The following is a 16331-nucleotide window of genomic DNA, read 5'->3' as shown; positions in this document are numbered from 1 at the left end:
TGATCAGAAATATTCGGCAAATGCGCCGTTTTCGTTCTTTTTTTCGAACAGACTATTGCCCTGTACCCCCATTGATCCTAGGATTCGTTTGAGATTTCAAACGCTCTGTCTCCCGTGCGCTATTTCACTTATCTCGCGTGCTGGGGCTGATTTCCCTGACGGCAGCCCACAAGGCGCCTTTCAACAACTCTAATTCGCTCCGCGTGCGCGCGGTGCTGTTAAGGAAAGCCGACATGCAGCTCAAAGATACCCAGTTGTTCCGCCAACAAGCCTTTATCGATGGCGCTTGGGTCGATGCGGACAACGGTCAAACCATCAAGGTCAATAACCCGGCCACGGGCGAAATTCTCGGCACCGTGCCGAAGATGGGCGCGGCTGAAACCCGCCGTGCCATCGAAGCCGCCGACAAGGCCCTGCCGGCCTGGCGTGCACTCACCGCCAAGGACCGCGCCAACAAGCTGCGTCGCTGGTTCGAGCTGATCATCGAGAACCAGGACGACCTGGCGCGCCTGATGACCCTGGAGCAGGGCAAGCCGCTGGCCGAAGCCAAAGGCGAAATCGTCTACGCCGCTTCCTTTATCGAGTGGTTCGCCGAAGAGGCCAAGCGCGTCTACGGTGATGTGATTCCTGGCCACCAGCCGGACAAGCGCCTGATCGTGATCAAGCAACCGATCGGCGTTACCGCGGCCATCACGCCGTGGAACTTCCCGGCTGCGATGATCACCCGTAAAGCCGGCCCGGCCCTGGCCGCCGGTTGCACCATGGTGCTCAAGCCGGCTTCGCAAACGCCGTTTTCGGCGTTCGCCCTGGCTGAACTGGCCCAGCGTGCGGGCATTCCGAAAGGCGTGTTCAGCGTGGTTTCCGGCAGCGCCGGTGATATTGGCAGCGAGCTGACCAGCAACCCGATCGTGCGTAAATTGTCCTTCACCGGCTCCACCGAAATCGGGCGCCAGTTGATGGCCGAATGCGCCAAGGACATCAAGAAAGTCTCGCTGGAACTGGGCGGCAACGCGCCGTTTATCGTGTTCGACGACGCCGACCTGGATAAGGCCGTCGAAGGCGCGATCATCTCCAAGTACCGCAACAACGGCCAGACCTGCGTGTGTGCCAACCGCCTGTACATCCAGGATTCGGTGTACGACGCGTTCGCCGAAAAACTCAAAGTGGCCGTGGCCAAACTCAAGATCGGCAACGGTCTGGAAGAAGGCACCACCACTGGCCCGCTGATCGACGAAAAAGCCGTGGCCAAGGTTCAGGAACACATCGCCGATGCCCTGAGCAAAGGCGCCAAGCTGCTGGCCGGTGGCAAGGTGATGGAAGGCAACTTCTTTGAGCCGACCATCCTGGTCAACGTGCCCAAAGATGCTGCGGTCGCCAAGGAAGAAACCTTCGGGCCATTGGCGCCGCTGTTCCGCTTCAAAGATGAAGCCGAAGTGATCGCGATGTCCAACGACACCGAGTTCGGCCTGGCTTCCTATTTCTATGCCCGCGACCTGGGCCGTGTGTTCCGTGTGGCTGAAGCGCTGGAATACGGCATGGTTGGCGTCAACACCGGGTTGATCTCCAACGAAGTGGCACCGTTCGGCGGTATCAAGGCTTCGGGCCTGGGCCGTGAAGGCTCCAAGTACGGGATCGAGGATTACCTGGAAATCAAATACCTCTGCCTGGGCATCTAAGCTCGGCACGAGATTGCAGCAAACGCAGAGGGCACGAGAGCGCTGACCCTTTGCGTGTTTCAAGACGTTATTCGTAGTGGCCGGGAAAGCTGTGGCAGTCGATCATCGCATGCTGCCGTAGTTGCCTCCCCGCCACGTATTCCTTGGACCACGCCACCCGATGAGTGGCGAATGAGGACTTTATGAGCAAGACCAACGCATCCCTGATGAAACGCCGCGAGGCCGCTGTGCCGCGCGGTGTTGGCCAGATTCACCCGATCTTCGCCGAATCCGCGAAGAACGCCACCGTGACCGACGTTGAAGGTCGCGAGTTCATCGACTTCGCCGGCGGTATCGCCGTGTTGAACACCGGCCACGTGCACCCGAAAATCATCGCGGCCGTGACCGAGCAACTGAACAAGCTGACTCACACCTGCTTCCAGGTACTGGCCTACGAGCCGTACGTGGAGCTGTGCGAAAAAATCAATGCCAAGGTGCCAGGTGATTTCGCCAAGAAAACCCTGCTGGTCACCACCGGTTCCGAAGCGGTCGAAAACGCCGTGAAAATCGCCCGCGCCGCCACTGGCCGTGCTGGCGTAATCGCGTTTACCGGCGCTTACCACGGCCGCACCATGATGACCTTGGGCCTGACCGGTAAAGTCGTGCCGTACTCGGCCGGCATGGGCCTGATGCCAGGCGGCGTGTTCCGCGCACTGTTCCCGAACGAACTGCACGGCGTGAGCGATGACGATGCCATCGCCAGCATCGAACGCATCTTCAAAAACGATGCCGAGCCGCGTGATATCGCTGCCATCATCATCGAGCCGGTGCAGGGCGAAGGCGGTTTCTACGTCGCGCCTAAATCCTTCATGAAGCGCCTGCGCGAACTGTGCGACAAGCACGGCATCCTGCTGATCGCCGACGAAGTGCAAACCGGTGCCGGCCGTACCGGTACGTTCTTTGCCATGGAACAGATGGGCGTGGCTGCCGACCTGACCACTTTCGCCAAATCCATCGCTGGCGGCTTCCCGTTGGCCGGTGTGTGCGGCAAGGCTGAATACATGGACGCCATTGCGCCAGGCGGCCTGGGCGGCACTTATGCCGGTAGCCCGATTGCTTGCGCGGCTGCGCTGGCGGTGATGGAAGTGTTCGAAGAAGAGCACCTGCTGGACCGCTGCAAGGCGGTTGGCGAGCGCTTGGTGACGGGCCTCAAAGCCATTCAAGCCAAGTACCCGGTGATCGGTGAAGTGCGTGCCTTGGGCGCGATGATCGCGGTGGAGCTGTTCGAAGATGGCGACAGCCACAAGCCGAACGCGGCTGCCGTGGCTTCCGTGGTGGCCAAGGCGCGTGACAAGGGCCTGATCCTGCTGTCTTGCGGCACCTACGGCAACGTGTTGCGCGTACTGGTGCCGCTGACCTCGCCGGACGAGCAGTTGGACAAAGGTTTGGCGATCATCGAAGAGTGCTTCTCCGAGCTGTAAGCGGCGCTTGATCTGATCGACAGAAAAAACCCGCCTAGGCGGGTTTTTTTGTGCCCGCTGCAGCACATTCAGGCCATGTTCATTGTACGCAGGCGGGGTGATTGACTAAGGTGCAAGCATTGCCGATGGAGCGTGCTGGATGACTGCTGTTGATTTACCCGCTGTACCCCGCGTGTTAATTGCCGAGGCGGACCCTTGGTCGCGGGACCTGCTCAAGCAAGTGTTGTTGAATGTGCGCTGTGACGCGCGGCTGGATGTGTGTGCCGATGGCCAGGAAGCGGCCACGCTGTTGCGAGACAAAACCTACGACCTGATCCTGGCCGATTGGGAGTTGCCGGGCATCGACGGCTTGAGCCTGCTGCGCAGCGTGCGCCAGAAGCACCGTTCGCTGCCGTTTATTCTGCTGAGCAGTCGCAATGACAGCGCCAGCGTGCGCGAAGCCTTGCCCCTGGCGCCCACGGCATATCTGACCAAACCCCTGAACATGGAAGGCCTGACCCAGCGCCTGCAAGACCTGCTGCTCAATGAAGGCGAAAGTGTGTATTGCGAGATACCGCCGCTCGCCCCGGGCATGGCCTTGCCAATGTTCCTGGAACGCCGCCGCGACGTGTGCGATGGCGCGCCGCTGCGGGTCGATGTGAAGGCCGCCGTGCAACACAGCCTGGCGCCGGACGGCCTGGACCTCAGGCAACTTGAAGAACAGGTAAAAACCGACCCGCAAATCACTGCTGTACTGATCGCCGCCGCCAACAGCGCCGGGCATCACGGCACGCCGGTGCAGACCCTGGCCGCTGCACTGCAAAAGCTCGCCGCCGGGCAGAGCATGAATCTGATTCTGGGCCTGGCGCTCAAGCACAACGTGGTGCTGGGTGACCCGGCGCTGGTGGCCTACGCCGAGCGCCACTGGCAGTTGTCCCAGGACACCGCCGACTATGGACGCCGCCTGGCGCGCATGTTGGAGCTGGATCACGAGCGCTGTTACTGCGCCGGCATCCTGCATCGGCTGGGTGATTTGGCGTTGTTGCGCTGCCTGGAAGACTGGCGCCTGGGTGGCGGGGCGCTGGATGACGAAGTGATTGGCGAATCCCTGTTCACCTTCGGCGCCGCTTACGGTTCGGCGTTGCGCACGCGCTGGCGCTTGCCGCTGGAGTTGCGGCAGTTGATTGCAGCGACCTACTCACTTGAAGGCGGGGTGTATTCGCGCGACGCGCTGGTGGTGAACCTGGCGGCGCAAATGGCGCGATTGACCGAGCATGAAGGGTTGGAAGCGCTGGCCAAGGGCAAGACGGCGCGGCTGCTCAAGGTGGGCTTGTCGGAGCTGATGCGGGTGCGCAAAACCTAGCGGGCAGCGAGGAACCCATGTGGGAGCGGGCTTGCTCGCGAATGCGGTGGATCAGTCAATATTTTCGGTGGCTGGCACACCGCATTCGCGAGCAAGCCCGCTCCCACATTTTGATCGAGTGCTAGCCTTCTATGACGCGGTTCTTGCCTTGGCGCTTGGCTTCGTACATCGCGGCATCGGCCCGTGCGAACAGGCTGTCCAGGGTTGAGTCGTCTTCGCGCAGGTTGGCCAGGCCTTGGCTGACGGTCACGGTAAAATCTCGGCCTTCAAAGCTGAAACTCAGGGCCTGGATTTCCTTGCCCAGCCGCTCGGCCACCTGTAACGCCATCTGCGGGGCACAGCCAGGCAGTACGGCGGCGAACTCTTCGCCGCCAATGCGTCCGAACAGGTCGCCACGGCGCAGTACGCCGCGACCGCTCTCGGCGATACGCCGCAACACCTGATCGCCTTCCAGGTGGCCGTAGCTGTCGTTGACGTCTTTGAAGTCATCGATGTCCAGCAGCAGGAACGCCAGTGGGGCGCCTTGGGCGCAGGCGCTGTCGAACGCCTGGTTGGCGCACTCGAAAAAGTGCCTGCGGTTGCTGCTTTGGGTCAGCACATCAGTGGTGGCGAGTCGGTGCAGCTCCAACTCCATGTGCTTTTTTTCGGTGATGTCTTCGGCCATGCCGACCACAATCACCGGCTTGCCGGGTTCGACCTGTTGGTTGATGTAACACTTGTCGCTCAACCAGCGAATCTGACCGTCGGCGGTGATGATGCGGTACTCGCGGTCCTCCACGGCGCCGTCTTCCATCACGCGGGCCAGGCTGTGTTCGGCGTAGTCGAGGTCTTCGGGGTGAATGCTGTTACGCCATTCGCGGTAATCGGCAAGCAACAAACCGGCGGATCGGCCAAACACCCGCTCGTACGCCGGGCTCACGTACAGCACACGCCGGGTTTCCCAGTCGATGGCCCACAGCACGGCATTCACGCTGACCAGCAGTGAACTGAGCAGTTGTTCGCGCTCACTCAGCCGTTCGACTTCACCCTGGGCATGCATCAGCGCCAGCAGGGTGGCCGCCGCAGCCGGGCGTGGGTGCTCAGCGACAGGGGCATCGGTTGAATAGGGCTTTTCGGGAACCATCGGCACAACTCTCTCTGGGCTCGCCGCAGGATGGAGCAGCGGTCAGTACAAGGGCCACCATGATGGCGAAGTGTTCCTTGAGAGAGGGGATTTGCAGTGAAGTTCCGTGAACGGGCTGACTAAGAAATGGCGTCAGAAACCAGTATGTAGTGAGCGGGCGTGCCCGCTCACTACAACAAGCCGGCCTGTCAGACCGCTGCAGGGCGCAGCGAGTAGGTCTTCAACTGGTGGGCAAAATCGCGCAGGGACTGAATGCCGCTGGCCTCAGCCTCATGCACCCATTCCTTGATTGCCGCCAACATGTCGTGGCCATTGGTGCTGGTCTTCAGCCAGATCTGTTGCAGCGCCAGGCGCTTCTCGTAGATCACGGTCAACGCGTGGCTGTGTTCGAGCATGCTCTGGATGCGCACGTGGTGGCGGTCATCCAGCAGGCTGGTTTCACGCGACAGCAGGCGCTTGGCACGGTGGAACTGGTGGCGCACCGAATGATCGACCTTTTCCAGCTCCTGCTTGACCAGCGGGCCGATCACCAACTTGCGGTACTGGGCCATGATCTGGAAGCGGTTGTTGAGGATCGCCATGGCGGTGTCCATGTCCAGGTGGCCTTTGCCCTCGACGCGGTGGGCAATCGGTGCAACGCGTTGCACCTTGGCCAGGCGCAGGAAGCTGAACACTTTGATCCATGCCCAACCCAGGTCGAATTCCCACTTTTTCACCGACAGCTTGGCCGAGTTCGGGTAGGTGTGGTGGTTGTTGTGCAGCTCTTCACCGCCGACGATGATGCCCCACGGCACCAGGTTGGTGGCGGCGTCACGGCACTCGAAGTTGCGATAACCGACCGCATGGCCCAGGCCGTTGATGACGCCGGCAGCCCAGAACGGGATCCACATCATCTGGATCGCCCAGATGGTGATGCCGATGGTGCCGAACAGCAGCAGGTCGATGACGCCCATGATCGCCACGCCCAGCAGCGGGTAAGGCGTGTAGATTTTGCGTTCGATCCAGTCGTCCGGGCAGTTTTTGCCGTAGATGCGCAGGGTCTCGGGGTTCTCGGCCTCGGCGCGGTACAGCTCGGCGCCTTTGCGCAGCACGGTGGACAAACCCTTGATCACCGGACTGTGCGGGTCGTCGACGGTTTCGCACTTGGCGTGGTGTTTGCGGTGGATGGCGGTCCACTCGCGGGTGTTCTGCGCCGTGGTCAGCCACAGCCAGAAGCGGAAGAAGTGTTTCAGGCCGGCATTGAGCTCCAGGGAGCGATGGGCTGAATAACGGTGCAGATAGACCGTGACCCCAACAATGGTCACGTGGGTCATCAACAGCGTGACTGCCACCAGTTGCCAGGCTGACAGGTCAAGAAAACCGTTGTACCACATAGGCTGTATGGCCCTCAGATAAAGAAAAAAACAGCTCACGCATTATCACTAAGCCTACAGAGAAAACCAGCCGCCCTTTCAGATAGGAGTGACTGGATGTTTCTTATTCTATAATCCGCAGCCTTTGTAGGGCGATTTTGTTTTTTGGGTAAGGATTACTGACCATATGCTGTTTTCATACCGAGGCGCCCTGCGTGCGGGGCTGGTATACCTGCTGATTTCCATTGTGTGGCTCCAGCTCAGCAATCACCTATTGATCAACTTTCTCGATGACCCATGGCAGTTAGGGCACTGGCTGCAGGTGCGCGGCTATGTATGGGTGGCCCTCAGCGCGCTGGTCATTTACCTGATCTGTGCCCGTTTTGCCCGCACCCACCGGCTGCAGCAACCCTTGAAAGAAAACCGCGAACGCCTGCAACAGGCCGCCGCCGTGTTCGATTGCACCCGTGAAGGCGTGCTGGTCACCGACGCCCAGGGGCTGATCGTGCATGTGAACCGCGCGTTCATGGAGATCACCGGTTACAGCCGTGAGGACGTAATGGGCCAACGGCCGAGCCTGTTCAAGTCCGGGCGCCATTCGTCGAATTTTTATCAACAGGTGTTCCAGACCCTCGAGCGCACAGGCGAATGGAGCGGCGAAATCTGGAACCGGCGCAAAAGCGGCGAGATTTATCCACAGTGGCAAACCATCCGGGTTATCCACAATGACCAGGGCCAGGTCAGCCATTATGTTGCGGTGTTTTCCGACATCAGCGCCATCAAAGACTCCGAGCACGAACTGGCGCACCTGGCCCACCACGACCCGCTCACCGACCTGCCCAACCGCCTGCTCTTTACCGATCGTGCCGAGCAGGCGCTGGCCTCGGCGCAAGTGCACAAGCGCGGCTGCGCGTTGCTGTTGATGGACCTGGACCACTTCAAAATCATCAACGACAGCCTCGGCCATAACGTCGGTGACCAGTTGCTCAAGGCCGTCGGCGAGCGGCTGAAAGGCCTGTTCGGCACCGGCGTGACCCTGGCGCGCCTCGGCGGCGATGAGTTCGCCGTGCTGGCGGAAAGTTGTCCACAGGTGGTTCAGGCTGCCGCGCTGGCGCAGCGTATGCTCGATGCGATGAAAGAGCCGTTTGTGTTCGACGGCAACCAGTTGTTTATCAGCGCCAGCATCGGCATCAGCCTGTTTCCCAGTGATGCCCTGAGCGCCGAACAACTGCTGCGCAATGCCGACTCCGCACTGTTCAAAGCCAAGAGCGCCGGTCGTGAAGGTTATGCGCTGTACACCGAAGAACTGACCGCCCACGCCCAGCACCGCGTGGAAATCGCCAGCGAATTGCGCCGCGCCCTCGATCAGCAAGAGCTGCGTGTGTATTACCAGCCCGTGCACGACCTGCAAGGCAGCCGCCTGGTCGGCGTCGAAGCCCTGGTGCGCTGGCAACACCCGGAACGCGGCCTGGTGCCGCCGGGCGAATTTATCCCGATTGCCGAGCGCACCGGGCTGATTGCCGATATCGATGCCTGGGTGATGGACCAGGCCTGCCGCCAGATGGGCCAATGGCTGGCCGATGGCGCGCCGTTGAGCTTTATTGCGGTGAACGTCTCCAGCCGTTTGTTTGCCCGGCGTGAGCTGTATGAGCAAGTCGCCCAGGTGCTGCACACCACCGGCCTGGATCCGGCTTATCTGGAACTTGAAGTCACCGAAAGCGCGGTGATGGAAGACCCGGAAGTGGCCCTTGAACAATTGCACCGCCTGCGCGAGCTGGGCTTGCGCCTGGCGATCGACGACTTTGGCACCGGTTATTCGTCACTGCTGCGCCTCAAGCGCCTGCCGGTGCAGAAGCTCAAGATCGACCAGGGTTTTGTCGCCGGGTTGCCGTGGGATGAGGACGACGCCGCGATTGTGCGCGTGGTGATCGCCTTGGCAAAAAGCATGGGCATGCAGGTTCACGCCGAAGGCATTGAACAGGTGGAGCAGGCGCGGTTTTTGTTGGAGCAGGAGTGTGATTTGGGCCAAGGGTATTGGTTTGGCCGGCCGGTGCCGGCGCAAGAAATGGATTGGGCCAGGTCACCGACCATCATGACTTGAAATACAGGCCAATGTGGGAGCGGGCTTGCTCGCGAAAGCGGACTGTCAGTCAATAAATGTGTAGCTGATTCACCGCATTCGCGAGCAAGCCCGCTCCCACATTTGGATCTCGGCATGCCTTATTTTCTGCGCTGAACTCGTAAATACCCGCGCAACCCCACGTCCTGTCAGAAAATTCTTTCTGGTTATATAAACATTCTTAAATAGTATTTTTAAGAATATCCGCGCTTATCTACTATCGCCCTCACGCCGCAAGCAGTGCCGCCACTGCCGGGCACTATTCATTTCAGGAGCGAGACCATGAGCGCATCTCTACGTAGCGTCGACGGCCAGGACGAAGCAGCCATTTTGCGTGAGATCCAGAGCGCCTTGCGCGACCTGCGGTTTGGCGCGGTGGAAATCACGGTGCATAACGCCCAAGTGGTGCAGATCGAACGCAAGGAAAAATTCCGTTTGCAGAACCCCGGTAACAAACCGAGCTAAGCACCGACGGCGATTCGCATGCTGGACCCGCAACTATAAGAAAAAGCCAACACCCAAGAATTTCAGGAGCTTCTATGTCGTCGATTCGCCGTTACGCCCTGGCCGCCCTGGCCAGCGCCGTGTTTGCCGGTTCCGCCGTTGCCAAGGACTACGAGTTGCTCAATGTCTCGTATGACCCGACCCGTGAGCTGTACCAGGACTACAACGCTGAGTTCACCAGCTACTGGAAACAGTCTCACCCTGGCGACAACGTCAAGATCCAGCAATCCCATGGCGGCTCGGGCAAGCAAGGCCGGGCGGTGATCGACGGTCTGCGCGCCGACGTGGTGACCCTGGCCCTGGCCGGCGACATCGACGAAATCGCCAAACTGGGCAAAACCCTGCCGGAAAACTGGCAAACCCGCCTGCCGGATGCGAGCACCCCGTACACCTCGACCATCGTGTTCCTGGTGCGCAAGGGCAACCCAAAAGGCATCAAGGACTGGGGCGACCTGATCAAGAAAGACGTTTCCGTGATCACGCCTAACCCGAAAACCTCCGGCGGTGCGCGCTGGAACTTCCTCGCCGCGTGGGCCTACGGCCTCAAATCCGGCGGCAGCGAAGCCAAGGCCCAGGAATACGTAAAAGAGCTGTTCAAGCACGTGCCGATCCTCGACACCGGCGCTCGCGGTTCGACCATCACCTTCGTCAACAACGGTCAGGGTGACGTGTTGCTGGCCTGGGAAAACGAGGCGTTCCTGGCACTTAAAGAAGACGGTGGCGCCGACAAGTTCGATATCGTTGTGCCGTCCCTGTCGATCCTCGCGGAGCCGCCGGTTGCCGTGGTCGACAAAAACGCCGAGAAAAAGGGCAATACCGAGATCGCCACCGAATACCTCAAACACCTGTACAGCCCGGCGGGTCAGGAGATTGCGGCGAAGAACTTCTACCGCCCACGCGATGCAAAAGTTGCCGCCAAATACGCCCAGCAGTTCCCGAAACTGGACCTGGTGACTATCGACAAAGACTTCGGCGGCTGGAAAACTGCCCAGCCGAAATTCTTTAACGACGGTGGCGTGTTCGACCAGATCTACACGGCGCAGTAAGCCGAGAAACACACACTCACGAAGCCCGCATTCACCTGCGGGTTTTGTGTGTCAGTTCCGCTAACCAAGGACTCTTATGTCGCGTCGTATTTCCCCCGTCATACCCGGCTTCGGGCTGACGCTGGGCTACACCGTGGTGTACCTCAGCCTGATCGTACTCATCCCCCTGGCGGCGATGTTTGTACATGCCGCTCAACTCACTTGGGATCAGTTCTGGGCCATCATTACCGCACCGAGGGTGCTGGCGGCGTTGAAACTGAGCTTCGGCACCGCGTTCGTCGCGGCGATCATCAACGGCGTGATCGGCACACTGCTGGCCTGGGTGCTGGTGCGTTACACCTTCCCCGGTCGCAAGATCATCGATGCAATGATCGACTTGCCGTTTGCCCTGCCCACCGCCGTGGCCGGTATCGCGCTCACCGCGCTATACGCTCCGGCCGGTCTGGTCGGGCAGTTCGCAACCGACCTGGGCTTTAAAATCGCCTACACCCCCATCGGCATCACCCTGGCACTGACCTTCGTGACCTTGCCCTTCGTGGTGCGCACGGTGCAGCCGGTGCTGGCCGATATCCCGCGTGAGATCGAAGAAGCCGCCGCCTGCCTGGGCGCCAAGCCTTTGCAGGTGTTCCGCTACATTCTCGTACCCGCATTGCTGCCCGCCTGGCTGACCGGCTTCGCGCTGGCGTTTGCCCGAGGCGTGGGTGAGTACGGTTCGGTGATCTTCATCGCCGGCAACATGCCGATGAAAACCGAGATTCTGCCGTTGCTGATCATGGTCAAGCTCGACCAATACGACTACACCGGCGCCACCGCCATCGGCGTGATGATGCTGGTGGTTTCCTTTGTCCTGCTGCTGCTGATCAACTTGCTGCAGCGACGCATTGAAACCCCATAAGGAGGCGCGGAACATGTCCCAATCGTCTATTTCCGCCGCGTCCTCGGCCAACGCTGCCCGTCGTGGCAGCGCGGTGTCGCGGCGCATCCTGATCACACTGGGCTGGCTGGTGTTCGCGCTGTTTCTGCTGCTGCCGCTGTTTATCGTGGTGTCCCAGGGCTTGAAGAACGGCCTCGGCGCGTTCTTCACCGCGATCCTTGAACCCGACGCACTGTCGGCACTCAAGCTCACGGTGATCGCCGTGGTGATCTCGGTGCCGCTCAACCTGGTGTTTGGCGTCAGCGCCGCGTGGTGTGTGAGCAAGTACTCGTTCCGTGGCAAGAGCATTCTGGTCACGTTGATCGACCTGCCGTTTTCGGTGTCGCCGGTGATCGCGGGCCTGGTCTACGTGCTGATGTTCGGCGCCCAGGGCTTCTTCGGCCCGTGGCTGCAAGACCATGACATCCAGATCGTGTTTGCCCTGCCCGGCATTGTGCTGGCGACCATCTTCGTGACGGTGCCGTTCGTGGCTCGTGAGCTGATCCCGCTGATGCAGGAGCAGGGCACCCAGGAAGAAGAAGCCGCACGCCTGCTGGGCGCCAACGGCTGGCAGATGTTCTGGCACGTGACCGTGCCGAACATCAAGTGGGGCCTGATCTACGGCGTGGTGCTGTGTACCGCGCGGGCCATGGGTGAGTTCGGCGCGGTGTCGGTGGTGTCCGGCCACATTCGCGGCGTGACCAACACCTTGCCGCTGCACGTCGAGATCCTCTACAACGAATACAACCATGTCGCCGCGTTTGCCGTCGCGAGCCTGTTGCTGATCCTGGCGCTCTTCATCCTGCTGCTCAAGCAGTGGAGCGAGAACCGTATCAACCGCCTGCGCAACAGCGCCGGTGAGGAATAAGTCATGTCGATCGAAGTCCGTAATGTCAGCAAGAACTTCAACGCCTTCAAGGCCCTGAACAGCATCAATCTGGACATCCAGAGTGGCGAGCTGGTGGCGTTGCTGGGCCCGTCCGGCTGCGGCAAAACCACCTTGTTGCGCATCATCGCGGGTCTTGAAACCCCGGATGACGGCAGCATCGTGTTCCACGGTGAAGACGTGTCCGGCCACGACGTGCGGGATCGCAACGTCGGCTTTGTGTTCCAGCACTACGCGTTGTTCCGCCACATGACCGTGTTCGACAACGTTGCCTTCGGCCTGCGCATGAAGCCGAAAAACCAGCGCCCGAGCGAAAGCCAGATTGCGGTCAAGGTTCACGAGTTGCTGAACATGGTGCAGCTTGATTGGCTGTCGGATCGCTACCCGGAACAACTCTCCGGCGGCCAGCGCCAGCGTATCGCCCTGGCCCGCGCCCTGGCGGTAGAACCCAAAGTGCTGCTGCTGGACGAACCCTTCGGCGCCCTCGACGCCAAGGTGCGTAAAGAGCTGCGCCGCTGGCTGGCGCGCCTGCACGAAGACATCAACCTCACCTCGGTGTTCGTGACCCACGACCAGGAAGAGGCCATGGAAGTCGCCGACCGTATCGTGGTGATGAACAAGGGCGTGATCGAGCAGATCGGCTCACCGGGCGAAGTCTACGAAAACCCGGCCAGCGATTTTGTCTATCACTTCCTCGGTGATTCCAACCGTCTGCACCTGGGCGAAGACAAGCACGTGCTGTTCCGCCCGCACGAAGTGTCGCTGTCACGCCATGAGCTGGAAGACCACCACGCGGCGCAAGTACGCGATATTCGCCCACTCGGCGCCACCACACGGGTAACGCTGAAGGTCGAAGGCCAAAGCGAGCTGATCGAGGCCGAAGTGGTGAAAGATCACGACAGCCTGACGGGTTTGGCGCGTGGCGAGACCTTGTTCTTCAAGCCCAAGGTCTGGCAAAAAGCCTGACCCTCCGATCGTTCCCACGCTCTGCGTGGGAACGCCTCTTGTGACGCTCTGCGTCACGCTTTGGGACGCGGAGCGTCCTGGGCTGCATTCCCACGCAGAGCGTGGGAACGATCATGTGGGAGCTGGCTCGACTTCAGGTCGCGGCGTTCTACCGGGCCGGACCGCGCCTCAATCTGCTCTTTAAGTTCATGCCGCACCCCCAGCAAAAACGCCAGCTCCGCCACCACAAACAACGGCCCCACAATCAGCCCCGACACATCGTCCACAAACGCCGGCTTCTTGCCTTCGTAGTAGTGCCCGACAAACTGAATCACCCAGCCCACCACAAACAGGCCGATGCCGCTGCTCAGCCACACCAGTGTGCTCTGCGCCGCCAGCTCGTGCCCGGCCCACACCGACAAGCCCATCAGTACCGTCATCAGCACGCCCAACGCCAGTTCCAGGCGCAGGTAAAACCACGCCGACAACAACGCGAGCACCACCGCCGGAGATATCCACAGGTTGCCGACGGCCCATTCGGGGCGCGACAACAGCACCGCCACGGCGACGACGATCAGCGGGATGCCGATAAAGTGGCTGGCGATATTGCGCGGGTCGCGGTGGTAGGCGGCGTATTGGCTGAGGTGGTCGACGAGGCTTTTCATTGTTGTTCCTCCTGTAGGATGCTTGATCATGCCCTGCCAGCCTGGGATTGACTGTCAACTGGGCGACAATCTTCGGAGTGCTCATGGACACAGAGAAATGGCGTACTCGCTTGGCCACCGGCCACTGGTTCAGCCACCTGCCTGCGCCTTTTCAGCATAGCCTGCTGGCCCACGCACGGCAGCGGCAGCTGGCGGCCGGGCAATACCTGTTCAAGCGTGGCGACCCGCCCTGTGGCCTGTACGCGGTGCTCGACGGCGCCTTGCGCATCAGCGCGGTGAATGAGCATGGCAAGGAAGCCCTGTTGAGCCTGGTGGAATCACCGTTTTGGCTGGGTGAAATTTGCCTGTTCGATGGCCTGCCGCGTACCCATGACGCCTGCGCCGTCGGCCCGTGCACGCTGCTGCAGGTGCCGCAACAGGCGCTGCTGAATATTCTCAATGAAAGCCCGCAGTACTGGCGTGATCTGGCGTTATTGATGAGCCAGAAGCTGCGCCTGAGTTTTATCAATATCGAGCAACTGAGCCTGATGCCGGCCTCGGTGCGCCTGGCGCATCGGTTGTTGATGATCGTCGAGGGTTACGGCGAGGCCGAGTCTTCAAAAAGCGTGCTGCAACTGCCCCAGGAAGACCTGGCCGCCATGTTGAGCCTGTCACGCCAGACCACCAACGCCTTGCTCAAGGACCTGCAGGCCCAAGGCATCGTGCGCCTGGGTTACGGCGAGATCGAAATCCTCGATGCCCGGCGACTGCGTGAGGCGGCGCACACCTGAGGGTGTTAGCCTGCAAGCCTGATTAATCGAGGTGTGTTATGCGCGTGCTGTTAGTGGAACATGAATCCGAAGAGGCACAGCGGATGGCCCAGGGCTTGAACGAGGCCAGTTACAGCGTCGAAGTCGCGGCCAATGGCATGGCGGCGTTGCGCCTGGTTGAAAGCACTGAGTACGACCTGGTGATCCTGGATGTGATGCTGCCGGGCCTGAATGCCTGGAAGTTGCAGCAGGCGATCCGGTTGAAGGGTGAGACGCCGGTGTTGTTCCTGACCACGCCGGGCGGGATTGAAGACCGCTTGCGTGGGTTGGAACTGCATGAGGATGATTATTTGCTCAAGCCGTTTGATGCCAAGGTGCTTGTCGCGCGGGTGAAAAAACTCTTGCGGCGTGGTCGCTGAGCCACCGCTATCCCAGGCAAGCCAGCTCCCACAGTTGGAATGCATTCCCCTGTGGGAGCTGGCTTGCCTGCGATGAGGCCCTACCTAACGCAGCCCATCGCGAAACTGCCCCGGCGTCATCCCCGTCCAGCGTTTGAACGCGCGGCTGAAACTGCTGGTATCGGCAAACCCAAGCAAATAACCGATCTCGGCCAATGAGCAGTGCGGATCGCGCAAGTGCAGCAGTGCCAGGTTCTCGCGGCACTCGTTGAGCAACGCATCAAACCGACAGCCTTCATCCGCCAGATGCCGCTGCAGACTGCGCAGGCTCAGGTGCAACGCCTGGGCGATGCGTTCGGCGCTCGGCTCACCCTCGGGCAGTTGTGCCTCGATGGCCGCGCGCACCTTGCGCTCCCACGTCAGCGGTTGCAGTTGGGCCAGGGTGCGCTTGAGTACGGTTTCATTGTGCTCGGCCAACTCCGGGTTGGCGTCGTCCAGGTGGCTGTCGAAGTCCTGGGCGGAAAATTCAAGGCGGTCTTCCTCGGCATCGAAAAACACCGGTGCGCGAAATACCGTGTGCCAGGGTTTTGGATCCGCCGGTTCCGGCCGCCGCAGGTACACCGCCAACGGCGCGTAGTCACGGCCCAGGCGATTACGGCAGGTGCGCACATAGATCGCTGCAAACGCATCAATCGCTTCCAGCGCGGGTGCCGGACTGTCCGCAGGTTGCAGCAGACGAAAGCGGTAACGCTCGCCATCTCCGCTAAGCTCCAGGGTCAGGGCATCGCTGACCACCTGGTGATACCGCACGATGCGTTCGAACACCTCACGCAGGCTGCCGCTGGCCACCAGTGCATAACCCAGCGCATGGAAGGTGGTCGGGCTCACAAACCGCGACACGCGCAAGCCGATCGCCGGGTCGCCGCTGGCCTGCACTGCCAGCGCCCACAGGCGCGTCGTGGCCGACAGCGGGTAACGCGCATTGGGGTCGTCCATCTGCTGCGGGTCGAGCCCGGCCTCGATGCACAGCGCGGCGCTGTCCAGGTTCAGGGCGTCGAGCTGCTTGCGCAGGGCGCGGGTCCAGCTGGCGAGGGAGGTGGGTTCAGTCATGGTGATTGGCGCTTGCGGTCAACAGGTTGGCGTCCGGGGCTAG

14 protein-coding genes and 1 pseudogene are annotated in these 16331 nt (G+C 60.9%); 11 read left to right on the top strand and 4 right to left on the bottom strand.

Annotated elements, in window-relative coordinates; genetic code table 11:
• Window positions 1–233: 233 nt before the first annotated feature.
• The 3 genes from gabD (at window position 234) to BFP92_RS20830 (ending at window position 4478) form a co-directional block, all read left to right on the top strand.
• Window positions 234–1676: an NADP-dependent succinate-semialdehyde dehydrogenase gene (gene gabD, locus BFP92_RS20840; RefSeq protein WP_017136690.1), complete on the top strand. Its 1443-nt coding sequence runs from the start codon at window positions 234–236 to the stop codon at window positions 1674–1676.
• Between the two features lie 182 nt (window positions 1677–1858).
• Window positions 1859–3136 carry a 4-aminobutyrate--2-oxoglutarate transaminase gene (gene gabT, locus BFP92_RS20835; RefSeq protein ID WP_012721619.1) on the top strand — a complete coding sequence of 426 codons (1278 nt, stop codon included), beginning with the start codon at window positions 1859–1861 and terminating at the stop codon, window positions 3134–3136.
• Window positions 3137–3275: 139 nt separating this feature from the next.
• On the top strand, window positions 3276–4478 hold the full coding sequence (locus BFP92_RS20830) for an HDOD domain-containing protein (RefSeq protein WP_065930895.1): 1203 nt from the start codon (window positions 3276–3278) through the stop codon (window positions 4476–4478).
• A 121-nt stretch (window positions 4479–4599) separates the two neighbouring features.
• On the opposite strand, the gene BFP92_RS20825 is transcribed toward BFP92_RS20830, so the two are convergent.
• Both BFP92_RS20825 and desA read right to left on the bottom strand, forming a co-directional pair.
• Window positions 4600–5601 carry a sensor domain-containing diguanylate cyclase gene (locus BFP92_RS20825; protein WP_065930894.1) on the bottom strand — a complete coding sequence of 334 codons (1002 nt, stop codon included), beginning with the start codon at window positions 5599–5601 and terminating at the stop codon, window positions 4600–4602.
• A gap of 188 nt (window positions 5602–5789) precedes the next feature.
• Window positions 5790–6974, bottom strand: a complete 1185-nt coding sequence (gene desA / locus BFP92_RS20820; RefSeq protein WP_017136693.1) for a delta-9 fatty acid desaturase DesA — start codon at window positions 6972–6974, stop codon at window positions 5790–5792.
• A gap of 166 nt (window positions 6975–7140) precedes the next feature.
• On the opposite strand from desA, the gene dibA reads away from it, so the two are divergent.
• The 6 genes from dibA (at window position 7141) to BFP92_RS20790 (ending at window position 13387) form a co-directional block, all read left to right on the top strand.
• The gene (gene dibA / locus BFP92_RS20815) at window positions 7141–9054 is read left to right on the top strand and encodes a phosphodiesterase DibA (protein WP_065930893.1); all 1914 of its coding nucleotides are present in this window, start codon (window positions 7141–7143) and stop codon (window positions 9052–9054) included.
• A 300-nt stretch (window positions 9055–9354) separates the two neighbouring features.
• Window positions 9355–9537, top strand: coding sequence for a sulfur starvation response protein OscA (gene oscA, locus BFP92_RS20810; RefSeq protein ID WP_003170956.1), 183 nt, complete (start codon window positions 9355–9357; stop codon window positions 9535–9537).
• 74 nt (window positions 9538–9611) lie between these two features.
• Window positions 9612–10622 carry a sulfate ABC transporter substrate-binding protein gene (locus BFP92_RS20805; protein ID WP_003170959.1) on the top strand — a complete coding sequence of 337 codons (1011 nt, stop codon included), beginning with the start codon at window positions 9612–9614 and terminating at the stop codon, window positions 10620–10622.
• Window positions 10623–10698: 76 nt separating this feature from the next.
• Complete coding sequence (gene cysT / locus BFP92_RS20800; protein WP_065930892.1) at window positions 10699–11517, top strand: sulfate ABC transporter permease subunit CysT; 819 nt, start codon at window positions 10699–10701, stop codon at window positions 11515–11517.
• A 13-nt stretch (window positions 11518–11530) separates the two neighbouring features.
• Window positions 11531–12403: a sulfate ABC transporter permease subunit CysW gene (gene cysW, locus BFP92_RS20795; RefSeq protein ID WP_017136696.1), complete on the top strand. Its 873-nt coding sequence runs from the start codon at window positions 11531–11533 to the stop codon at window positions 12401–12403.
• 3 nt (window positions 12404–12406) lie between these two features.
• A complete protein-coding gene (locus BFP92_RS20790; protein WP_065930891.1) occupies window positions 12407–13387 on the top strand; it encodes a sulfate/molybdate ABC transporter ATP-binding protein in 981 nt (326 codons plus the stop codon).
• Window positions 13388–13536: 149 nt separating this feature from the next.
• Here the strand turns inward: BFP92_RS20790 and BFP92_RS20785 are convergent.
• Window positions 13537–14031, bottom strand: a pseudogene (locus tag BFP92_RS20785) (Mpo1-like protein); the annotation flags it as partial.
• Window positions 14032–14114: 83 nt separating this feature from the next.
• Between BFP92_RS20785 and BFP92_RS20780 the strand changes: the two are divergent.
• Window positions 14115–14801 (top strand): Crp/Fnr family transcriptional regulator, encoded by a 687-nt coding sequence (locus BFP92_RS20780; RefSeq protein WP_065930890.1) that lies wholly within the window; start codon window positions 14115–14117, stop codon window positions 14799–14801.
• Between the two features lie 38 nt (window positions 14802–14839).
• Window positions 14840–15199, top strand: a complete 360-nt coding sequence (locus BFP92_RS20775; RefSeq protein ID WP_065930889.1) for a response regulator — start codon at window positions 14840–14842, stop codon at window positions 15197–15199.
• Window positions 15200–15283: 84 nt separating this feature from the next.
• On the opposite strand, the gene BFP92_RS20770 is transcribed toward BFP92_RS20775, so the two are convergent.
• Entirely contained in the window at window positions 15284–16288 is a 1005-nt protein-coding gene (locus tag BFP92_RS20770; RefSeq protein WP_065930888.1) for an AraC family transcriptional regulator, read from the bottom strand.
• Window positions 16289–16331: the final 43 nt, after the last annotated feature.

The sequence above is a fragment of the Pseudomonas sp. 58 R 3 genome (assembly GCF_900006605.1).
Classification (GTDB): Bacteria; Pseudomonadota; Gammaproteobacteria; order Pseudomonadales; family Pseudomonadaceae; genus Aquipseudomonas; species Aquipseudomonas salomonii.
Note: the sequence above shows the minus strand (reverse complement) of the source record. Positions and strands in the feature narration are given on the sequence as shown.